Below are 20,991 nucleotides of genomic sequence, written 5' to 3'. Positions count from 1 at the left end.
ATCAAAAATGGAACAAGGCGACGAAGAAAATTTCTTTGAAAAAATTGATCATCTTTCTGAAGATGACGGTATAAAATCTGTTGAAGAATCTATAAAATACAATAAAATACATACGAACGAAACAGATGATTTTACAGAGAACAGCAGAACTATTATTCAAATAATTAAAAATTATAATTACACTGGAGGGTTTCATGCATCAAACAGCAATATAAATAATACTGGCTCGATAATCGCCGGAGATCAGAGCAATTATTCTGGCCAAAAAACGCAAGCGGACAAAGATAAATCGTTTGATTCTTCTATCGAATCTATATTTGATAGCTGCAAAAGCAGGCGCAGTTTTATCATTTCACTGTCAGTGTTTAATGGCTGCAATTACCGATTAGTTGATGAGGCGAGCCAGTATTTGCAAAATATCATTCGGTTGCAGTCGCGGAAGGAAGCGGAGATAGAAAATACTTCTAATCTGGACGAAGAGATAGAGGAAAAGAAAAGGAGTCAGTGGCTTAAAGACATATCAGCGCATCTTGAAAATGATTGCGAAGTTACCGAATGCGGCAAAAGTCCTGTCAAGAAAGTTGCATTTGATGACCAAGAAACTCCAGAAACTGTTTTGCATCACATCTGGCATGAACGTGATGTTTATGCAAAAGCAATGCTGCAATGGTTGTTTGAGTTAGGGAAACATGAAAATTCTCAAATCAGACTGAGAGCAGCAGCAACAGCGGGTCGGCTGGCACGGTATGAATTTCAACCGGTTCGTGACCAAATATTGTTGCCTTGGGCAAAATCAGAAAGTCAATCTATCCAAAAATTAGTTGGATTTGCGCTTGCAGTTGTTTTATATGATGAAAACGAAGATGTTGCTCAACTTTCTTTAAATAGTATTCATTATTGGAGTAGTCTGAAAAATTCAGTCAAATTGAATCAAACTGCAATTTTCGCATATTGCTCTTGTCTTGGTCAGCATTTTCCTGAACAAGCTCTCGAAGATTTAAGAAATATTGCAAATTCAGGCAACGGAATACTCTTTAAAGATATAGCTTATGCTGTCAAATGGCTCTTCAAGCAATCAAGTTCGTCGGTTCTCGTTCTGCAATCTCTTAACCAATGGGGACGGCAGGAGAAAAAATCCTCGCTTCATCGCTTGTCTCTGCTTATATTTTCAGATTTGATGCGTATTTCTTGGTCAATTAAAGACGGCTCCCAGCATCCGAGCCTTCTTATTCTTGCGGAAGAGAAAGCAAAGACGGAAGAACTCATTGTCCGTCTGCTGCAAAGAGTTTTTGATTCGGAGCCAATCAGACGACTTGCTCTTACTGAAATATTCAAGTGGCTGAAACATATTGACATGCACGGAAAATTCTGGAAAACTCTCGCAAGAATTTTATATGATGTCTCTCGTATTCCAAGAAATCGCAATTGCATTTGCGCGTACTTAGAAAAATGGTCTGATGAATCTGAAACTTCCTTGAAAATTTTAACAGAGATAAAAAATGGATTTCGCTCCTGAAGAATATCCGCTTGTTATTGAGAGAAAACTGGAAAAATTTTCCTTCAAACGGCCTGAATCGCCGAAATTCGGAAAGGCACATGTCTTTCTTGGAGAAAATTGTCCGCCAATTGTTGTTTACGCAGGAAAAAATGGCGGGCCGACAGCTGGCGACATTCTCATCGGCACATATAAGGTGTATTATGAAGTTGATCTGTCGGAATATTCAATTCTTTTTTCAGTAAGTATTCCTTGTGCTGACGAACTCCCTTTTCAAGCTGAAGTCACATTGACTTATTGCATAGATAATCCATTGCTTATTGTGCAGAATGGAAGGAGAGACATTCGGGATTTTTTAAAAGAGTCAGCTCTTGATATAATCCGGCCTATCTGTCGAAACTATGCGAACGAGCAGGCATCGCAGGCAGAACGAGCTGTTGTTGAGGAGCTTAAAAGTCAATTGATATATGGCAATAAAATTCATGACTTAGGATTCAAGTTAAGCCGTCCTCCATTCGTTACGCTGTCGCCACATGAATCCATCAGCAAAAGGCTGATTGATGGAAAGCTGGGGACGATAGATGCAAAAAATCAAGAAAAAATCATTCAGGAGCAATTCTCGGTAGATGCCATAAAGGCTGAAATGGAAAAACGGCTGATGCAGCAGAAAATGGAGATAGAGTCCATGAGACAGGAGCTGCTATTTAAGGATAGGAAAATTGAGCTTTATAGGCAAACTATCCTGCTGGAACAAAGTATGAATTTTGAATTGAAGAAAATGGAAGCAGAGATGCGAATCAAGCAGATTGAATTTGAGAAGCAGCTTGAAATGCAGCGAATTGAATTCAATCATAGGCTAAATAGGGAAACGCTGCTGTCGCCGCTCCTGTCAATTGGTAATTGGCGCGGAATTATTGCAATATGCAATCCAGAAAATCCAAACGACAGAGAATTGCTTTCATTTGTCAAACAGCAAATAGACAGGGAAGAGAAGATGCGTGTTGAAGAGAATTCAACTTGTATAGAAATATTAAAAATTTTCGTTGAAAAAGGTGTGATCGGCGAATGGAGGTTTGAGGATATTGCCAAATCACTTGTGCAGAAGGTAGGAAGATTGTCAGACCAAGGAGCTGCTCTTATTGGAGAAAAGTCATCCAGCGAGGAAAAACAACAGGATCAACAAGAAGAAAGTGCGGATATTAATATACACCCTGAATCAATAAGGAGAGATGGAACGCCTGAATAGCCTGTTAAACCAAATTCAAGATGAATACCTTATAAAAGGTATTCTTTTCTTCCAAGTTATTTCCGAACAGCTATTTTCTGCATCAAGATCAGAATGGCTATCCGTTGCACTCCCGTTTGTTATTCTTTTCGTATTGATGTTGTTGATTCCTTGGCTTGCGCTCCGGGTGCTTCCTTGGATTTTAATGATTTTATTTAAAATAATAGCATTCTGTGTTTTTACATTGTTTTTTATCCTTCTTTACATGGAAGGATATGGAAATAGATTGATACGGAAATACAGGTCGAATCTGCCTGTTTTTGTCTATAAAATAGATGGCATCTTGAGCGGCGGCATAATTTTTATTGAAAATTGCAAAAGCAAAATAAAAAAAATTTATGAAAAAACAATAAACATTAGATGGATATTTCGTAAAAAAAGATGGTACGCTGTTTCTTTGATTTTCGCGCCAGTCTACATATTCTATGCCAATCCAGAAAATATCACAGAACTAAAGGAGACTGTTGATTGCTATTTAGGCAAAGACTGCTATCAAGTAATGGAAGGCGATTGTTTAGGAAAGATCGCTGAACGACACCACGTTTCTGTTCAAGAAATTATTTTGGCAAATAAAGAGAAGCATCCTCAGTTGATGGATAACCCAAACTTAATTTATCCAAGACTACGGCTGAAGATTCCTCGAAAAGGCACTGCTCAATAGTTTGCGCTGATTCTACTGGGGCGATTTTCTTCGCCCCTTTTTCGCCATCAGCTACAGCGGCAAAATATGCACCTCTTCTCGCGTCGGATGGATGCCGCGCAGGAAGAGGCCGCTGCGCCCGTCAATGGAGACCGGGTCGCCGAATTTTATCACAAGGCCGTTGATGGCCGCCTGCTCCTTGTCCTCGAAGACCTGCAAGTCGCGGCAGCCGACCACACAGGTTTTCTCCAAGCGCGTTGCGACCACGGAAGCGTGCGAGGTCTGGCCGCCGCGCGCGGTGAGCAGGCCGTCGCACATGGAGATTTCCCGGATGTCCTCCGGCACCGTGTCCTGGCGGAGGAGGATGAGCGGCATGTCCGGCTGCTCGTGGCGGAGCTGGCGGATGTTTTCGTCGGTGAAGACAGCCAGGCCGGAGATGGCGGAGCCGCTCACGCCGATGCCCTTGCCGAGCACCGCCGCCTGCTGCGCCTCGCTTTCCTCGAAGACCCGGAAATGCTCCTTCTTCTTGATGGTGATCATGTCGCGGGTCTGGAGCACGTAGAGATCGTCCGGGTCAGGGCTTTCAAAGGTGAACTCAATCTCCTGCGGGTTCCATTCTTTAGTGTACACCAAGTCGCGGGAGATGCTGAGGAGCTGCTCGTAGATCTCCGGGAAGCGGCGTTCGAGGCTCTGCTCGACCGAACGCCCGTCCAGCTCCGCCTGCTCGACCGAGATCGGATAGCTGGTGACAAGGCCGGAGACGATGTCCTCGCCCTGATCACCGGAGGCGTAATCGCCCCAGAGCGCGACCCGCCGCACCTTGCGGTAGGGATGGGCGGTGAAGAGCACGCCGCTGCCGGACTGCTGATTGCGGTTGCCATAGACCATCGTCTGGACAATCACTGCTGTGCCCCAGTCGTCGGAGACGGCCATCAGGTGGCGGTACTGGCGGGCTTTATGGGTGCTCCACGAATCCAGCACCATCTCCACCGCCCGCACCAGCTGAAGCCAAGGATCTTCCGGCGCGCTGCATCCGTGCCGCCGCATGGCGTTGCGGTATTCAAGAGCCAGCTCGCGCATCTGCGCCGGGCTGAATTCGCGTTTCAGCCGCTTGCCGTAGCGTTTCTTGTGCGCGTTCATCAGCGCGCCGAACTCCTCGCGGCCCATGCCTTCGCCCATCGCCCAAGATTGCAGGAAGCGGCGGTAGGTGTCCCAGAGAAAATACTCCTGCTCCGGGTGCTTGACGCACAGCTCCTCCAGCAAATCCTCGTTCAGGCCGACGTTGTGGATCGTAGTCATCATGCCGGGCATGGAAATCGCCGCGCCGGAACGCACCGAAAGCAGCAGCGGGTTTTCCGGCGAGCCGAAGCGGCGGCCTGTGCGCTCCTCCAAGCCGGTGATGGAGGTGTGCAGCCGCTGCATAAACTCCTCCCGCGCCTTGGTGAAGCCCTGCACCGCCTGCCAGCAGCGGAATATTTCAGTGGTGATGATGAAGGCGGGCGGCACCGGCTTGCCGTCGTTGGCCAAGAGCATGAGGTTGAAGCCCTTGTTGCCGAGATGAATCAGGTTGTGCGTGAGCGGATTCTCGTTGTAGAGCGAGGAGATGGCGATTTCCGGGTTGTAGGTCATGAGCAGGTCGAGGGTCTGCTCGTCGAGAATGTCGCGCTGCGCCTCCAGCGTGTGGATGATGCGGGTGATGAAGTTGTCCAAATGCTGGAGGCCGAAGGTGGCTGCGATCAGGTCGCGGAAGAAGGACTCGGAAAGGCGGTGCACGGTCGAGGACATGTCCTTCTCGTCCCAGAGCGTCCGGTTTTTGGTCAGCAGATTCTCGCCGCCGATCTGGGGAATGATGACCGAGAGATTGTTCTGATGAATATTGGTGTAATAGGCATAAATCACATCCTTCACCCCTTCTGACAACCCACGGAAGATGTCCAAGTGCTGGGTGTAGGTGAAGCGTTTGATGCTGATCGAGGAGTTGAGCAGGCTGGTGTAGGTGTCCAAGCGGCGGCTGCTGATGCCGTCAATCTTCAGGGCGCGGAGAGAGAGGCTGAGGCTTTTGGCGATGCCGATGAAGGTGGCTTGGGTGATGAAGCCGAGATTGATCGAGCGGTTCAGCCGTTCCAAATAAATATTGGCCAGGCTCTCCAAGCGGAAGGTCAGGCCGAGCGCGTCAAATTTGCGCTCCGAATAGCGGCCATAGACGGAAGGAATATCCACCGCGATGTGCCGCTTGTAGTAAATTTCCTCCTTCGGCGCAAATTTCTTGTCGCTGAGGATGGTCTCTTTAAGCTGCTCTAATTGCGTCAGCACTGCGTCCAAGCAGGTCCAGGTGTCGCCGTGCTCCAAAACCTCCAGCAGCTCGGTCATTTCCGGGAAGCCGTTCTGCACCGCGTGCTCGAGCTGACCGCGCAGCTCATCCATGCCCAAGCTGTATTTGTGGTGGAGCAGCTTGAACATCCGCACCAGCAGGTCAAAGCGTTTGCGCTCGCCAGCGGAAATGTCGCTCTGGCGCAGCAGCCAGTCTTTCCGCTCCGCCTCGTCCCAGGTCAGCAGCTCGTCCACTGTGCTGTATTCCAATTCCTCGCGCACCTGTTGAGCGAGCAGATGCAGCTCGTCCACATAAGGGCCGCTGCTCGCCACCTGACTGAGGATTTCTTCCGGCAGATAGGCGGCCAGCGGTTTCTTGTCCAAGGTCAGCCAGAAGCTGTAGATGGCCCGGATGAAGCCGACAATCAGGTTCGACGACTCGACGTGCGACTGCTTGCGGAGAAAATGAATGAGCACGTCGTGCCGCTTGTGCAGTTCATCCAATTCGGTGGAGACATCGCGCAGCTCGCCTTCCGCGCCGATCTCATTGAAGAAGACCGGCATCAGCTTGCTGAACTGCTTGGCCAAGTTATAGATCGGGCCGATGGGATGATTGAGGAGCTGGGTGATGTCGCGCTGGAAGAGGTCGGTGTCTTTGACGCAGGTGCCGGAGAGACGCAGGTTGATGATCAGGGCCGAGAAGAGCGTCGAGCACCATTTCGGCTCCTGCATGATCAAGTTCAGCCAGACCCGGATGTTGGCCAAATGCGCCGGGTTGCTGATCGGCTGCCAGTCCTCGTCCACGCCCATGACATTGGCGTGCTGGAAGCCGAAGCGCACGGTCTCGAAGAGGAAGGCTTCAACTAAACGCGAGTTGCCGCGCTGGAAGACTTCACCGCCGATGACCTGAATACATTGCAGCGAAGTGTGCGGATATTTGCGCACATTGGCCTTGAGCAAGTGAAAGGCGGTGGTGAAAAACTCGGCAATCTCGTCAAAGCTCTGACGGCGGATGAGCTGCACCAAAGAACGGTTGATCTCGCGCAGGGTTTCCTCATGAATGAGCGAGAGGCCGGAGGTCTCCATGATGCGGAAGAGGAAGAAGAGCTTCCGGTTCTCCACCGCCGCCGGGTCGGTGTCCGCAGCATGTTCGCCTAATTTGCCGGGGATTTCCCGGTAGAGGCGGACGATGTCGATATGCGCGGGCAGCTCCAAGATGCGGCTGAGGGCCTCCTGCGGATCCTCGTCAATGCTGATCTGCTCCAGCGCGGTCAGATGCTCGCGCATCCGGCTGTGAGAGATCGCCGCCAAGTCGGTTCCGGCCTGACCGCAGCAGCTGCCGCCGCCGCACTGCGACTCGAACCAAGGCTGCGGATCCTCTTCGCCCAGCCAGCAGGCATAGTTGATTTCGAGGATTTTCCGCAGCAGCTTGGCCGCCGCAGCGCAGGAGAAGGTTTCCGCGCCCGCGCTGCGGCTCAGGCTGATGAGCTGGGCCGCCATCTTCTTCATCGGATGATGGCCCTGCACCATGTGCGCCATCAGGCTGCTGTCTATCTCGTCCAAGCGGGCGAGCTGCTCGAAAAAAGCGTTGAGCTGCGGGCCGTAGAGCGGCAGCATGTCCGGCTTGAGCGAGGCGACGACTTTGTCCGCATAGGCGAGCATGGCCTCCATGGTCAGGGCGATGACCTTGCTGTTTTTGCGCGAGTCCTTCAGCGCGTCCAGGAAGATCGAGCTGAAGAGGGCGAAGCAGTCCGGCCCCTGCGCATGGCTGAGGTAATGATTGAGATTCTTGAGGACAAAGGGCCGCAGCTCGGCGATGATGAGCTGCCAGTTGCGGAACGGGTGGCTGATTTCGTAGAGCAGGTGCTCCAGCCGGGCGGACAAGCCCTGATAGCGGGCCACGGCCTCCCGCAGCGGGGCGTAGCGGGGAGAAATTGCAACGGCACTGGCGGTCTGCTGGAAGTTGGCTTCAAGAGCCTTGGAGGCGATGGGCGGCGGCTGGGTAGTATTCATGCTGGCCTTGTCTGCTGCGGTTACGGGAGAGAATTGTCATCCGCAGCATATTACGCAGCTTGCCGCCAATTTGCAACTGCGGCAGGCGAAGAGGGCTTTTCGGCTTGCTTGCGGCTGGGAACTGATTTACAGTCGTGCAGGTGAGGAACAGTAAAAAAGGAGGGAAGCATGGCCTTGGAAGTCCTGAGCTTTGTCAAGCCAGCGTGGATTAAGGATCTTTGGAAGCGGCTCACGCAACTGACCGGCGAGCGGAAGCAGGAGCTTGACCGTCTGCGGGACGAGTTCGTTGATCCTGAAACCCTGCGCGGCCTCTACATTGAGCCGTTCCTGCAAGACCGCAACCCGGCGGATGTGCAGCAGGACGACCTGCTCTCTGCGGCCCGGCAGCCTGCCTTTGAGCGGATCAACGAGTTCTTTCAGGGCGGTCTGCCTTTGGAGAAGGATGGCCGCCACCAGATGTTCATCCTCTCTGATGCTGGGATGGGCAAGACCTCGCTGCTGCTGATGATCAAGCTCATGCACCTGACCAGCTTCTGGCCCAAGGGGCATGGCTGCGCCCTGTTCAAGCTGGGGAAAGACACCTTGGAGCGCGTGCAGGCTCTGCCGAACAAGGGCGGGACCGTCCTGCTGCTCGATGCCTTGGACGAAGACCCGCAGGCATGGAAGCGCATCCGCGACCGCCTGCTGGAGCTGCTGCGCGCCAGCGAGGATTTCCGCCGGGTGCTCATCTCCAGCCGGACGCAGTTCTTCCCGGAGATGGAGCCAGACCGCTTTGGCCGCCCGGAGATCAGGGTGCTGTCCGGCTATCACTGCCCGGTGCTGTATCTTTCCCCCTTCACCGATGCCCAAGTGCAGGACTTCATTGAGCGCAAGCTGCCCTTGCATTGGCACCATCGTCTGTGCTTTCAGGCTGGGAAGATCAGGGATGAGCGGGCCAAGGCGGACTGTCTGCTCAAGCACATGCAGGATTTGCGGATGCGGCCCATGCTCCTTCAGCATATTGACAAGCTGCTGGCCAAGGACTGCCGCCGCCAAGACTGGAACACCTACACGGTGGAGGAATGGCTTGACCGGGAAGTGCGCAAGCTGCGGGAGCAGCATCAAGGCGAGCAGGTGCCTGAGCGCAAGGAACTCTTTCTGGCCTGCCTGCGGATTGCGGAGCGGATGCAGCGGCAGGGCACGCGGGTACTCTCAGAGGATGAGCTGAAGCAGCTCATCCGTGCGGACGCGAACATAGCCTGGCTGGAGCAGTTCGAGCTGGGCGGACGATCTTTGCTCAACCGCAACTCTGACCGCGCCTTCCGCTTCAGCCATTACACGGTGCAGGAGTTCCTCTTAGCTTGGGGCATCGTGCAGAAGCAGTTGGCTGAACAAACACCGCTGCGGGCCACGGATCAGCTCGTGCGCTTTGTTGATCTTGCTGATGGGATATTCAGGCACGTTGATCAGATTGCCTTACCTTGTCTTTTGCCGGAGTCTTTTGGCGGTGGACTCGGAATAAAGATGATGCTTATACGCGGCGGTCGTTTCCGCATGGGAGATATTCAGGGCAATGGCAGTGACGATGCACGACCGGTGCATGAGGTGGAACTGGACAGCTTTGCCATTGGCCGCTATCCAGTCACCTTTGCCGAGTACGATGTTTTCTGTGAGGCCACAGGTAAAGAAAACAGGGGCTGGGGCAGAGGGCAGCGGTCGGTGATCAATGTAAGCTGGGACGATGCGGTTGCCTACTGTCAATGGCTGAGTCAGGAAACAGGTCACACCTATCGCCTCCCCACCGAAGCGGAGTGGGAATATGCCTGCCGGGCAGGCAGTGAGTCGGCTTGGTGCTTTGGTGATGATGAGGCGCAGCTTCAGGACTATGCTTGGTACGGCAAAAATTCCGGCAATACAACCCATCCAGTTGGTGAAAAGAAGGCCAACGCTTGGGGCCTTCACGACATGCACGGCAATGTCTGGGAGTGGTGCGCGGATTGGTACAACAGTGGTTATTACGCTGTCAGTCCTAAGGGCAATCCGATTGGCCCTGAGAAAGGCTCGAGCCGCGTGTTTCGCGGCGGTAGCTGGGGCGACTCACCCTTGTTCGTGCGGGCGGCGTTCCGCTACTGGTACTCGCCGGACAACCGCAGCGACGACTTGGGCTTCCGGCTTGCCCTTTCCTTGCCGCCAGTTCGCGGCCTGTAAGCTCACTATCCATGTTCCATCCTCCTCACCAGTGTGCAGAGGAATTAGCAGGATATGTCCTTCCGAAAGGAAGTGTCCTGTGCAACATGCCGATTTTTTTTGGAAACTAAGTATTCAGCCGAATAATCTGTTCCACCGCATCCAACAGATTAGCTGCGACCAGCGCGGGCTGGATTTTTTTGTGTGGCCCGATAAACTCCAGCTCGCCGCGTCCATAGCCCGTCAGCACCAGCACCGGCGCCGCGCCAGCCCGGACTCCGCATTCCAAATCTGACCAGCGGTCACCGACCATGAACGAGCGGGCAAGGTCCAGATCAAGCTCGGCGGCGGCCTGCTCCAGCAGCCCGGTCTGCGGTTTGCGGCAGCGGCAGGCTTGGCGGTACTGCTCCACTTTCGCCTCCGGGTGATGCGGACAAACATAAATGCCATCCAGCCGCGCCCCTTCCGCTGCCAGCAGCCGCACCAGCTCCGCGTGAACCTCATCCAGCAGGGAGGCGGGAAAATAGCCCCGCGCCAGCCCGGACTGATTTGTCACCACCACCGCCGGAATGTCATGCTCGTTCAGCCTGCGGATTGCCTGCGCCACGCCGGGCAAAAGGACAAAGCGGCTGATATGATTGACATAGCCCATCTGCTCGTTGATGGTGCCGTCACGATCAAGAAAAACTGCTGGCCGTTTCATCGCATTGCAGTCCTTCATCATTGCCCGATTCAATCTCCCGCCAAGCCGCAGACAGCAGCTCGGCGGGAGCTGTCCTCCTACTTCTCCGCCTTCTTCGGCGGCTTTTCCTGCGCGGCGGGCGCAGCCTTGCCCTTCTGGTCATGCTTCTGGGCCTGCTGCTTCTTGTTCTTTTCTTTATCCTTCTTGCCGCCTTTATCTCCCATTTTCCGCTCCTCCCGATGTCAGTTCTTGTTTGGCAGGATGTTCCCGCCAGTTTTGTTGCAAACTTATCCTCAGTCAGCAGACCTCTTGCATAAGCAGCAGGGGCGAAAAATTTTTCGCCCCTACATCAAGCACATGCTTTGCGGCTCCTCAACGCAGGGCAGTTACGCAACAGGTCATAAACACCGACTTTATTTCGGCGGGCCGCATTTGTCAAGAAAGAAGTGCCGGGCAGGCTTTCACAGCCGCCGCACGCCCGGCCCTTTCAGCACACTCCGCCCGCCGCTGCCGGGCAGGGCCTCAATCTGGCAGGCAATCCGCTCCTTGAGCGCGGCCACATGCGAGATCACCCCGATCAGCCGCCCTTCGCCGCGCAGCTCGGCCAGCCGGGCCAAGGCGGAGTCCAGCGCGTCGTCGTCCAAGGTGCCGAAGCCCTCATCAAGAAAGAGGGATTCCACCTTGCCGCCGACCATGCTTGATAAACCGAGGGCCAGAGCGAGGCTGACCATGAAGCTCTCGCCGCCGGAAAGATTTTTGACGGAGCGGACTTCGCCCGCCTGCTCGAAATCAGCCACACTCAGCTCCAGCGGCTGCTGCGGATCGCGGAGGAGCAGATAGCGGCTGTGGATGCGGGCCAGCTCGCGGTTGGAGTGCAGCACCATCTGCTCAAAGGTCAGTCCTTGAGCAAAGTTGCGGTACTTTTTGCCGTCCGCCGAGCCGATCAGGTCATGCAGGCTTTTCCAGCGCAGGCATTCTGTTTTCTGCGCCGCCAGCTCACGGAGCAGGCCGCTCTGCTGGCCGCGCCGCTCCTGGTTGTCAGCAAGCCGCTGCGTCAGCGAGCCGATCTGCTCCGCTGTCCGGCGGCTGGCGAGCGTCAGCCCGGCCTGCTCCTCCTCCAGCCGCGCTTGATCCAAGTCGGTGAGGGCTAATTGCTCCTCCTCGGCCAAGCGGGCTTCGCGGTCGCGCCGCCGCTCGTCAAGCTGTGTCCGGCGGTCACGCAGCTCTTCCGCCTGCCGCCGCAAGGCCGCCCGCTCCGCCTCAGCAAGCTGCGCCGTCTGCCAAGCCGCTTCATCGGCAAAACCGCCCGCCCGCAGCCGTTCGGCAAAGGCTGCCTCCTGCCGCGCCAGCTCCGGCATCCTGTCCGCAGCGGCACGCTCCCGGCTGCTGATCAGGGCGTGTTGCTGATGCAGCGTTTTCTCTTGTCGCTGCTGCGCCGCCTGCGCCTGCTCAACGGCCTGCTCCGCCGCTTTGACCGCCTCAGCCAGCCGCTTTTCTTCCGCTTCCGGCTGCTTGTCGGCAAAGAGCGCGGCCCGTTCAGCGGCCAACCGTTCCGCCTCCTGCCGTCCTGCTTGCAGCAGCGGCTCCTCGTGCTCAAGCTGCCTGTTCCGCTGCTCAATGCCCGCCCGCAGCACCTTTACGTCTGTATCAAGCCCGGCAATCTTCTGCTCCGCCGCAATACGCTGCTGCTGATGCCGCTGCCATGTGTCGCGGCGGGTGGTCAACGCAATGGCGGTTTGGTCAATCTCCCGCAGCGAGAACTCAGCGCAGCCGTACACCGCTAGCTCAGTTTGCGCCGCCCGCAGCTTTACCGCCACATCTTCTGCTAAATTGCGCTCTTCCTCAGCCAGACGCTGCCGCGCCTCCTGCGCCTTATCCCGCGCAGCAGCGGCCTTGCTTTCATCCTGCGCAGTTTGGATGCAGGCGGCCTGCCGCTGCTCCAGCGTTTTGCCAAGCTGGCTGATTTTCTTGGTCAATGCCTCAGCGGCCTGCACGGTCTGCCGATTCTCATGCAGCCGCTGCTCAATTTCCGACAGCTGCTGCTCCGGCACCAGAGCCAGCTCGGCGCAGCAGTTGGCTGTCTGCTGCTGAAGTGCCTGCATGGCCGTGTTCTTCTCAGTCAGACGCTCATCGAGATGCTGGGCAGCCTGATCTAACCGCGCCTGCTCTTTGTCCGCCTTGTTCAGAGCTTCCTCAGCCTGCCGCAAGGCCGCAGCGGCTGCCTGCGCGGCCAATTCGGCCTGATGCAGCAAAGGTAAACCGCCCTGTGCGTAGGGATGCTCCGGCGAGCCGCAGAGCGGACACGGCTGTCCGGCCTGAAGCCGCGCCCGCTGCTCCTCCAGACTGAGCACGCGCTTGGCAAAGTCCGCTTCAATCCGCCGGACTTCCTCCTCCTGCCGTGCCGCATTGCAGTGCTGCCGCAGCGTGCGCAGCGTCTCTGCCAGCACCTGTTTGGCCACGCTGTTCGCAACCTGCTGCTCATGCAGATCAGCCCGCTCCTTGGCCAGCATATCTGCTTGGGCCAGCAGCTTGGTCAGCGTGATCAAGGCGTTCTGCTCGTGCCACAGCTCCTCAGCCCGGCGGCCTTGCAGGAGCTGAGCAAATTCGTTGTCCGCCGCCGCCCGTGCCTCTTGCACTTCGGCAAGCAGCTCATCCGCCTTGCGCCGCGCCGCAGCTTTGCCCTGCCAGAACTGCGCCGCCTCGGCAGCGGTTTTCTCAGCAAGTGCCGCTGCGAGCCTGACATCCTCATGCCGCCAGGCCAGCTCGCCAAGCTGCTTCAATTGCTGACCGAGACCGGTCAAGTCTGTCAGCAGCCGCTCGTCTGCCGCATGTTTCGCCAGATAAGCCGCACTCTGCTGCTGACTATCCTGAACACGCCGCAGCTCCTGCTCCAGCTTCCCGCAGGCGGCGAGATCAGCAGCATTTTTCCGGCGCAATTCGGCGCAGGCTTCGTCCTGCTTGCGCAGCGCGGCCCGCTTCTCTTGCAAGCGAAAATCCAGCTCGCGCACTTTGGTGATAAGGACGCGGCCTGTCTCCTGCGCTGCTTTGGCTGCTGCAAGCGCATCGCCGCTGCTGACCAACCGCCCGTCTGCCGCCTTGAGCGCGGCTTCCAGCTCCGGCAGGCTGCGGCGTAAGATTGCCGCTGCACTGAGATCATCCGCCTGCTGCTTACGCCGGGCGGCCAAGGCGGCGTGCTCCCCAGCTACAAGCAGGGCCAGTCCGTCCAGACGCAGCCGCTGCTCGCTGGCGGCAAACTGCTCTTGCGCCGCAGCCAGCCCGGCCTGCTCCCTGCTGACCGCTGCCACGTCTTGGCGTAGATCAGCAAGTCGCTTCAGCCATTTCAGAGCGGCATCAAGCTGCGTCAGCCTGTCGCCCTGAACGCGCACCTCGCCGCGCAGCCTGTCCAGCTCCTGCCGCAGCACGTCCTCTTCTTCCAAGCTGAGAAGCTGGAAGGCCGCCGCCTGTTCCTCAAGCTGCTTCTGGCGGTCGTTTTCGCGTTTCCAGCGTTCATGCGCACGGATGGATATCTCGCTGTAAATTGTGCTGCCGGTGATCTGCTCCAAAATCGGCGAACGCTCATCCGGCGAGGCTTGGAGAAAGGCGGCGAAACCGCCCTGCGCGAGCAGCATGGAGCGGGTGAAGCGGTCGAAATCCATGCCGGTGCATTCCTCAACAAGCTGTTCCACGCTGCTGACGCTGCTGGCAAGAATCTCGCCGTTGAGCAGCGACAGCTCGCGCTTCGGCTGCTGAAGTTCTCCGTCCGCCTTTTTCCGGCTGCGGCCTTGGCTCCAGGAGCAGCGGCGGGCCTCCTTGCCGACCGAGAATTCCACCTCGGCAAAGCATTCGCCGCTCTGCCGAGACATAATCTCATTGCCGCGCTTCGTCACTTTATCCAAGCGCGGCGTGCGGCCATACAGCGCGAGGCAGAGCGCATCGAGAATAGTGGTCTTGCCTGCGCCGGTTGGGCCGGTGATAGCGAAGATGCCGTCGGCAAAGGCCGGGTGGGTGAAGTCAATCTCCCACCCGCCGACAAGGGAGTTGAGGTTGCGCAGGCGGAGTTTGAGGATGCGCATGACAGGCGGGTTCAGAGTGGCAGTTCAGGCCGTTCACATTGATTCATCTTCCCGGATTTCCAATCACAGCCGGTCTGCGCTCGGAAAAAGCCGATGCAATTGACGGATGAACTAAAGATATTGAGGACAGAATTGAACCTGTCCTCATTGCTGTTTGATTACCGAGAGCCGTAAACTGTGCATGGTCTGCACCAATTTGTGATGCAGACCTGCTGTTGTTTTACTGCCCCGCCGCCTGCTGCAAGGCCACTGCCACCGCCACTGATGCGCCAACCATCGGATTGTTGCCCATGCCGATAAAGCCCATCATTTCGACATGCGCAGGCACGGAGGACGAGCCGGCGAACTGCGCGTCGCTGTGCATCCGGCCCATGGTGTCGGTCATGCCGTAAGAAGCCGGACCAGCGGCCATGTTGTCTGGGTGCAACGTCCGGCCTGTGCCGCCGCCGGAAGCCACCGAGAAATACTTCCGGCCCTGCTCAAGGCATTCCTTCTTGTACGTTCCGGCCACCGGATGCTGGAAGCGGGTCGGGTTGGTCGAGTTGCCTGTGATGGACACATCGACCAGCTCCAAGTGGTTGATGGCCACGCCCTCGCGCACGTCATCCGCGCCGTAGCAGCGCACTTTGGCCCGCTCGCCGCTGGAAAACGCCTTTTCCTCAACAATGTTGAGTGCGCCGCTGTAGTAGTCGTACTGTGTCTTCACATAGGTGAAGCCATTGATGCGCGAGATGATATAGGCCGCGTCTTTGCCGAGGCCGTTGAGGATGACCCGCAGCGGCTCAGTGCGCACCCGGTTGGCGGATCTGGCAATGCCGATGGCGCCTTCCGCAGCGGCAAAGGACTCATGCCCGGCGAGAAAGGCGAAGCACTTTGTTTCCTCGCTAAGGAGCCGGGCGGCCAAGTTGCCGTGACCAATGCCCACTTTGCGGTTTTCGGCCACTGAGCCGGGAATGCAAAAGGCCTGCAAGCCGATGCCCAAAGTGGAGGCAATTTCCACCGCCTTTTTCTGCCTTTTTTTCAAAGCAATGGCCGCACCGGCGATGTAGGCCCAGCAGGCGTTCTCAAAGCAGATCGGCTGCACGCCCTTGACAATGGCATAGACATCCACGCCCGCATCTAAACAGAGCTGCTTGGCCGCATCCAAATCCTTGATCCCGTGTTCGGCCAGCACCGCGTTGATCTTGCTGATTCTCCGTTCGTATCCTTCAAAAAGCGCCATGATAGTTACTCCTTCCGGGGATCAATTGTTTTGACGGCCTCGGCGAAGCGTCCGTAGGTGCCGGTGGCCTTGGCCATCGCCTCTGCCGGATCAACGCCCTTTTTGATCGCGTCGAGCATAGGCCCGATTCTGAGGAATTTGTAGCCGATGATCTCGTCGTTGGCATCCAGCCCCAGCTCCATGATGTAGCCCTCGGCCAGCTCCAAGTAGCGCGGCCCTTTCAGGCGGGTGCCGTAGGTGGTGCCGGTGACGGTGCGCAGCCCCTTGCCCAAATCCTCCAAGCCCGCGCCGATAGGCAGGCCGCCTTCCGAGAAGGCGGATTGTGTGCGGCCATAGCTGATCTGCTTGAAGAACTCGCGCATGGCCACGTTGATCGCGTCGCAGACCAAGTCGGTGTTCAGGGCTTCCAGAATGGTCTTGCCGGGCAGGATTTCCGCCGCCATCGCTGCGGAATGGGTCATGCCGGTGCAGCCGACGGTTTCAACCAAGGCTTCTTCAATAATGCCGCCCTTGACGTTCAAGGTCAGCTTGCAGGCCCCCTGATGCGGAGCGCACCAGCCGACCGCATGGCTCAGGCCGTTGATTTCGCTGATCTGCCGCACCTGATTCCACTGCCCTTCCTGCGGGATGGGCGAAGGTCCGTGATCCGGCCCCTTGGTGACGCAGCACATCTCTTTGACTTCGTGGGAATATTCCATAACGCTTCTCCTCAATGAAAAATAAAAATGGCAAGCTCCGCCCATCATACCAGTCGTAGCGAAAAAATGCCACTGTATTCAGGCTGTTCCTGTTTTCTTCGTTATTGCATATTTTGCCAGCAGTGCTCCGCGCTGGAATGCTCCTTGGCGGCGGCGCGGCCATCTGGATAAAATTCCTTGCAAACCGCAGATTTTTCCCCGTTTTTGCCGGAACTATGGTATGATGAGCCGCTTCCGGCAGGATGCGGCGCGCCGCATCGCAACCATGCCGTTTTCCGTATAAATTCTTCAGAGAAGGCAAGCAAGTGAGCGAACAGCAGAACACGTCCTACGGGGCGGATCAGATCAAGGTTCTTGACGGGCTTGAGGCGGTGCGCAAGCGTCCGTCCATGTATATCGGCAACACGGCGGAAGAAGGGCTGCATCATCTGATTTACGAGGTGGTGGACAACTCGATTGACGAGGCTCTGGCCGGATACTGCAACCAGATTAAGGTGATCCTGCTGGAGGACGGTTCCTGCTCGGTCGAAGACAACGGACGCGGCATTCCGGTGGACAAGCATCCGACGGAAAACATGACCGCTCTTGAGCTGGTGCTGACCACCTTGCACGCGGGCGGCAAGTTCGATCATTCGTCCTATAAAGTTTCCGGCGGATTGCACGGCGTGGGCGTGTCGGTGGTCAATGCGCTCTCCACCCATGTCACCGCTGAGGTGCGGCGCAACGGCAAGCTCTACCGGCAGACCTTCTCTTACGGCGCAAAGACCAGCGAGCTGGAGGTGGTTGGCACCAGCGAGCACACCGGCACCACGATTACTTTCAAGCCAGACCCGGAGATATTCACCCAGACGGTTGTGTTCAAATACGAGATCGTCCTCAACCGGCTGCGCGAGCTGGCTTTTCTCAATCGGGGCGTTCACATCACCCTGAAGGATGAGCAAAGCGGGGCTGAGGATGTGTTTCATTATGAAGGCGGCGTGGTTGAATATGTCGAGCACCTGAACCGCAACCGCACCCCGATTCATCCGCAGCCGATCTTTCTGGAAGGCGAGCAGGAGCAGGTGCAGGTCGAGGTCTGTCTGCAATATGTGGACAGCTACACTGAGCGGCTGGCTTCCTTTGTCAACAACATCAACACCCGCGAAGGCGGCTCGCATGTGGCGGGTTTCCGCGCCGCGCTGACCAAGTGCATCAACAAATACGCCACTGATGACATTGTGCCCAAGCACATGAAGGAGAAAATGGAGGGCGATGATGTGCGCGAGGGCCTGACTGCAATCATTTCAGTGCGGGTGCCGAATCCGCAGTTCGAGGGTCAGACCAAGACCAAGCTGGGCAACTCCGAGGTGAAGGGCATCGTCGCTTCCATCTGCACCGAGCAGCTTGGCGATTACTTGGAGCGCAACCCGCAGGTGGCGCGGCAGATACTCAGCAAGGCGGTCGAGGCGGCGCGGGCCAGAGAAGCGGCGCGGAAGGCGCGTGATTTGTCACGCAAGAAGGACGGCATTTCTCTGCTGATGGCAGGCAAGCTGGCTGAATGCCAGTCGAAGAATCCGGCAGAGCGCGAGCTGTTTCTCGTGGAGGGCGATTCAGCGGGCGGCTGCTTTTCTGGCGAGACCAAAGTGGCTTTGGCCGATGGCCGCGCCCTCAGCTTTTTGGAGCTGATCGCCGAGCAGGAGCAGGGCAAAGAGCATTTCTGCTACACCATTCAAGCAGACGGCAAGATTGGCCTCGAACGGATTTTGCATCCGCGCCTGACTAAGCGGCAGCAGGAAGTTGTGCAGGTGACGCTGGACAATGGCGAGCAGATTGTCTGCACCCCGGATCACCGCTTCCTGCTTCGCGATGGCAGCTATTGCCCGGCAGAACGGCTGACTGTCGGCACTTCTTTGATGCCGCTGTATCGCAAGCTCTCGGATATGAATGAACCGGGCATCACCATTGACGGCTATGAAATGGTTTGGGAACCAAATGCCAGCCGCTGGAAATTCACACATGTCCTTGCCGATAAATATAACTGCAAGGCAGGTGGTTATCAGGCTGAAGATGGCGAACATCGGCATCACCTTGATTTCAATAAGCGCAACAACAATCCCTCCAACATCCGGCGGCTTCCGGCGGAAGAGCATTTGCGCCTGCATCGGCAGCACGCTGACCGAACCCTGCGTCGGCCCGATGTGATCGAAAAGAGTCGGGCTGTCCGGCAGAGTCCTGAATTCCGCACCAAGATGAGCCAACGCATGATGCAGTTGCGGCAGCAGCTCTCTGAACGCGCTCAAGTGCAATGGGACGATGCGGCGTACAAAGCCTTCATGGCCGACAAATGGCGGGAGTTCTACCGCAGCAACGCAGAATATCGCCAGCAAAATGCCGCTTTGTTGAATGAGGCGCAGAAAATCTACTGGCAGGATGAGGAAAACCGCTTGGCCCAAGCTGAACGGGTGCGTTCCTATTTTGAAGAGCACCCGGAAGCCCGTGCGGAGCAGTCACGAAAGGCGAAAGAGCAATGGAGCGATGCCGAGCTGCTGGCGTGGCGCAGTCAGAAAACTCAGCAGCAATGGACAGCAGAGTTCCGCGCCCGCCGCCAAGCTGCGTTGCAGCAGACGTATTACCGGAAAACTTTGGCCGTGCTCAAGCGGCACGAGCTGCGGCCCGGCGCAGTTGATCTTGAAGGCTACCGCCAGCACCGCATTGCCACAAAGGACAAATCATTGCTGCGCTTTGACACCTTCTGCCAGCGGTATTTTGATAACAACACCGAACGCGCTCTGGAAGCGGTGAGCAATTACAACCACCGCGTTGTCTCAGTGGAGAAGCTGACCGAGCGTATTGATGTGTACGACATCGAAGTGCCGAACACGCACAATTTTGCTTTAGCCAGCGGCGTGTTTGTTCACAACAGTGCCAAGCAAGGCCGCGACCGCTCCATCCAAGCCATCCTGCCGTTGCGCGGCAAGATCATGAATGTGGAGAAGGCACGTTTCGACAAGATTCTCGACTCGGAGGAGATCAAGCAATTGATCGCCGCAATGGGCACCGGCATCGGGCGGGAGGAGTTTGATGCGAGCAAGCTGCGCTACCACAAGATCATCATCATGACCGACGCGGACGTGGACGGCGCGCACATCCGCACCTTGCTGCTCACCTTCTTCTATCGCCAGATGCTGCCGCTGGTCGAGCAAGGCTATGTTTATATCGGCCAGCCGCCGCTTTATCGCTTGGGCCGGGGCAAGAAGGAGCAATATTTCCTGGATGAGGACGCGCTCAACAACCACCTTTACGATCAGGCGGCCCAGTTTGTGCAAGTCCGCTTGGAGAACGGCAGCGTGCTGGCCGGGCAGGAACTGGTCAGTTTGCTGAAGAAGCTCACCCTGTTTGAGCGCATCAGCACCTTCTTGGAACGGATGAACATTCAGGAGCAGCTCACCCTCTTCCTGCTTGAAAACGATGTCCATTCTGCGGATCAATTCAAGGAGGAGGCGTTCCTGCACGGGCTGCTGGATAAGCTCGCCAGCATCAATGCCGTCACCAGCGGCATTCGCGTTTGCGCGTCCCGGCCCAGTTGCTTTGAGGCGGAGGCGGCCTTTCAAGGTTTGGCCCACACCCGTGCGGTCATCGGGCCGCATATTCCGCTGATTCCCGAATACCGGCTCGGTCTTGATCTCTATCCTGAAATCAGGGAGCACATCGGCAGCAGTTTCACCCTCTGCAAGAATGCGGCCTCTGGTCAGGAGAAGGAAATTCCGGCTAAAAATTGGCGCGAGCTGATTCGTGTTGTCCGCGAGGAGACCTTCCGGGGCAGTCATTTGCAGCGGTATAAAGGTTTGGGCGAGATGAACCCGGAGCAGCTTTGGGAGACGACCATGAACCCGGCCAACCGCACCCTGCTGCGCGTCAGGATTGAGGATGCCGAGGCTGCGGATGATTTGTTCGTCACCTTGATGGGCGACAAGGTCGAGCCACGGCGCGAGTTCATCCAGAACCACGCGCTGGAGGTTTCTGAGCTGGATGTGTGAAGGGAACTTCGGCGAACAACCGGGGCTGCGGAACAAATGCACGGCCCCGTTGGACGAAAGAGGCTGTCCTTTTAAGAAAATGAAGCCCTAATTTTTCGATAGGACGTGTCCTCTTTTAAAGAGGGAGGTCTCTTTCGTTAAGAGAGGCGTTCTTTTTAAGAAAAGAACGCGCACTTTTGTTAAAAGCGGAAGCCCTATTTAAAAAAGGAGATACTCTTTCGTTGAAAGGATGCGCCCTTTTAAGAAAAGGGCCTGTCCTTTTTAAAAGAGGGCTTGAGCGCGGAAGAAAAGGAGGCTGCCTTGAAAAGATCGGAGCTGGCCTGCCAACGTTGATACAGCCTTATCCGAAGCAGTTGCGCAGCCAAGCGTAGGTTGGCGATGAGGAAGTTTT

General features: G+C 56.2%; 11 protein-coding genes. 5 read left to right on the top strand and 6 right to left on the bottom strand.

Annotated elements, in window-relative coordinates; translation table 11 throughout:
- The first annotated feature begins 7 nt into the window (after nucleotides 1-7).
- The 3 genes from ACNKH6_RS00575 to ACNKH6_RS00565 are packed head-to-tail and all read left to right on the top strand — an operon-like array spanning nucleotide 8 to nucleotide 3,441.
- Nucleotides 8-1,516 (top strand): hypothetical protein, encoded by a 1,509-nt coding sequence (locus ACNKH6_RS00575; protein WP_417913599.1) that lies wholly within the window; start codon nucleotides 8-10, stop codon nucleotides 1,514-1,516.
- Nucleotides 1,500-2,741: an SPFH domain-containing protein gene (locus tag ACNKH6_RS00570; protein ID WP_417913598.1), complete on the top strand. Its 1,242-nt coding sequence runs from the start codon at nucleotides 1,500-1,502 to the stop codon at nucleotides 2,739-2,741. The genes ACNKH6_RS00575 and ACNKH6_RS00570 overlap by 17 nt, the downstream gene beginning before the upstream one ends.
- Nucleotides 2,725-3,441: a LysM peptidoglycan-binding domain-containing protein gene (locus ACNKH6_RS00565; protein ID WP_417913597.1), complete on the top strand. Its 717-nt coding sequence runs from the start codon at nucleotides 2,725-2,727 to the stop codon at nucleotides 3,439-3,441. The genes ACNKH6_RS00570 and ACNKH6_RS00565 overlap by 17 nt, the downstream gene beginning before the upstream one ends.
- Nucleotides 3,442-3,492: 51 nt before the next feature.
- On the opposite strand, the gene ACNKH6_RS00560 is transcribed toward ACNKH6_RS00565, so the two are convergent.
- Nucleotides 3,493-7,743 carry a PEP/pyruvate-binding domain-containing protein gene (locus tag ACNKH6_RS00560; protein WP_417913596.1) on the bottom strand — a complete coding sequence of 1,417 codons (4,251 nt, stop codon included), beginning with the start codon at nucleotides 7,741-7,743 and terminating at the stop codon, nucleotides 3,493-3,495.
- A gap of 168 nt (nucleotides 7,744-7,911) precedes the next feature.
- Between ACNKH6_RS00560 and ACNKH6_RS00555 the strand changes: the two genes are divergently transcribed.
- Nucleotides 7,912-9,930 (top strand): SUMF1/EgtB/PvdO family nonheme iron enzyme, encoded by a 2,019-nt coding sequence (locus ACNKH6_RS00555; protein ID WP_417913595.1) that lies wholly within the window; start codon nucleotides 7,912-7,914, stop codon nucleotides 9,928-9,930.
- Between the two features lie 106 nt (nucleotides 9,931-10,036).
- Here ACNKH6_RS00555 and ACNKH6_RS00550 read toward each other — a convergent pair whose 3' ends face one another.
- From ACNKH6_RS00550 to ACNKH6_RS00530, 5 genes are all read right to left on the bottom strand, one after another.
- Complete coding sequence (locus ACNKH6_RS00550; protein WP_417913594.1) at nucleotides 10,037-10,633, bottom strand: D-glycero-alpha-D-manno-heptose-1,7-bisphosphate 7-phosphatase; 597 nt, start codon at nucleotides 10,631-10,633, stop codon at nucleotides 10,037-10,039.
- Nucleotides 10,634-10,689: 56 nt separating this feature from the next.
- Entirely contained in the window at nucleotides 10,690-10,815 is a 126-nt protein-coding gene (locus tag ACNKH6_RS00545; protein ID WP_417913593.1) for a hypothetical protein, read from the bottom strand.
- Between the two features lie 237 nt (nucleotides 10,816-11,052).
- Nucleotides 11,053-14,664: an AAA family ATPase gene (locus ACNKH6_RS00540; RefSeq protein WP_417913592.1), complete on the bottom strand. Its 3,612-nt coding sequence runs from the start codon at nucleotides 14,662-14,664 to the stop codon at nucleotides 11,053-11,055.
- Between the two features lie 220 nt (nucleotides 14,665-14,884).
- Nucleotides 14,885-15,886: a GGGtGRT protein gene (locus tag ACNKH6_RS00535; protein WP_417913591.1), complete on the bottom strand. Its 1,002-nt coding sequence runs from the start codon at nucleotides 15,884-15,886 to the stop codon at nucleotides 14,885-14,887.
- 5 nt (nucleotides 15,887-15,891) lie between these two features.
- Nucleotides 15,892-16,584, bottom strand: a complete 693-nt coding sequence (locus tag ACNKH6_RS00530; RefSeq protein ID WP_417913590.1) for an iron-sulfur cluster assembly scaffold protein — start codon at nucleotides 16,582-16,584, stop codon at nucleotides 15,892-15,894.
- A gap of 305 nt (nucleotides 16,585-16,889) precedes the next feature.
- On the opposite strand from ACNKH6_RS00530, the gene gyrB reads away from it, so the two are divergent.
- Complete coding sequence (gene gyrB, locus ACNKH6_RS00525) at nucleotides 16,890-20,600, top strand: DNA topoisomerase (ATP-hydrolyzing) subunit B (RefSeq protein ID WP_417913589.1); 3,711 nt, start codon at nucleotides 16,890-16,892, stop codon at nucleotides 20,598-20,600.
- Nucleotides 20,601-20,991: the final 391 nt, after the last annotated feature.

Source organism: Candidatus Electronema sp. JM, from assembly GCF_048287415.1.
Classification (GTDB): domain Bacteria; phylum Desulfobacterota; class Desulfobulbia; order Desulfobulbales; family Desulfobulbaceae; genus Electronema.
The sequence above is the reverse complement of the archived record's forward strand: the minus strand, read 5'-3'. Positions and strand labels throughout refer to the sequence as shown.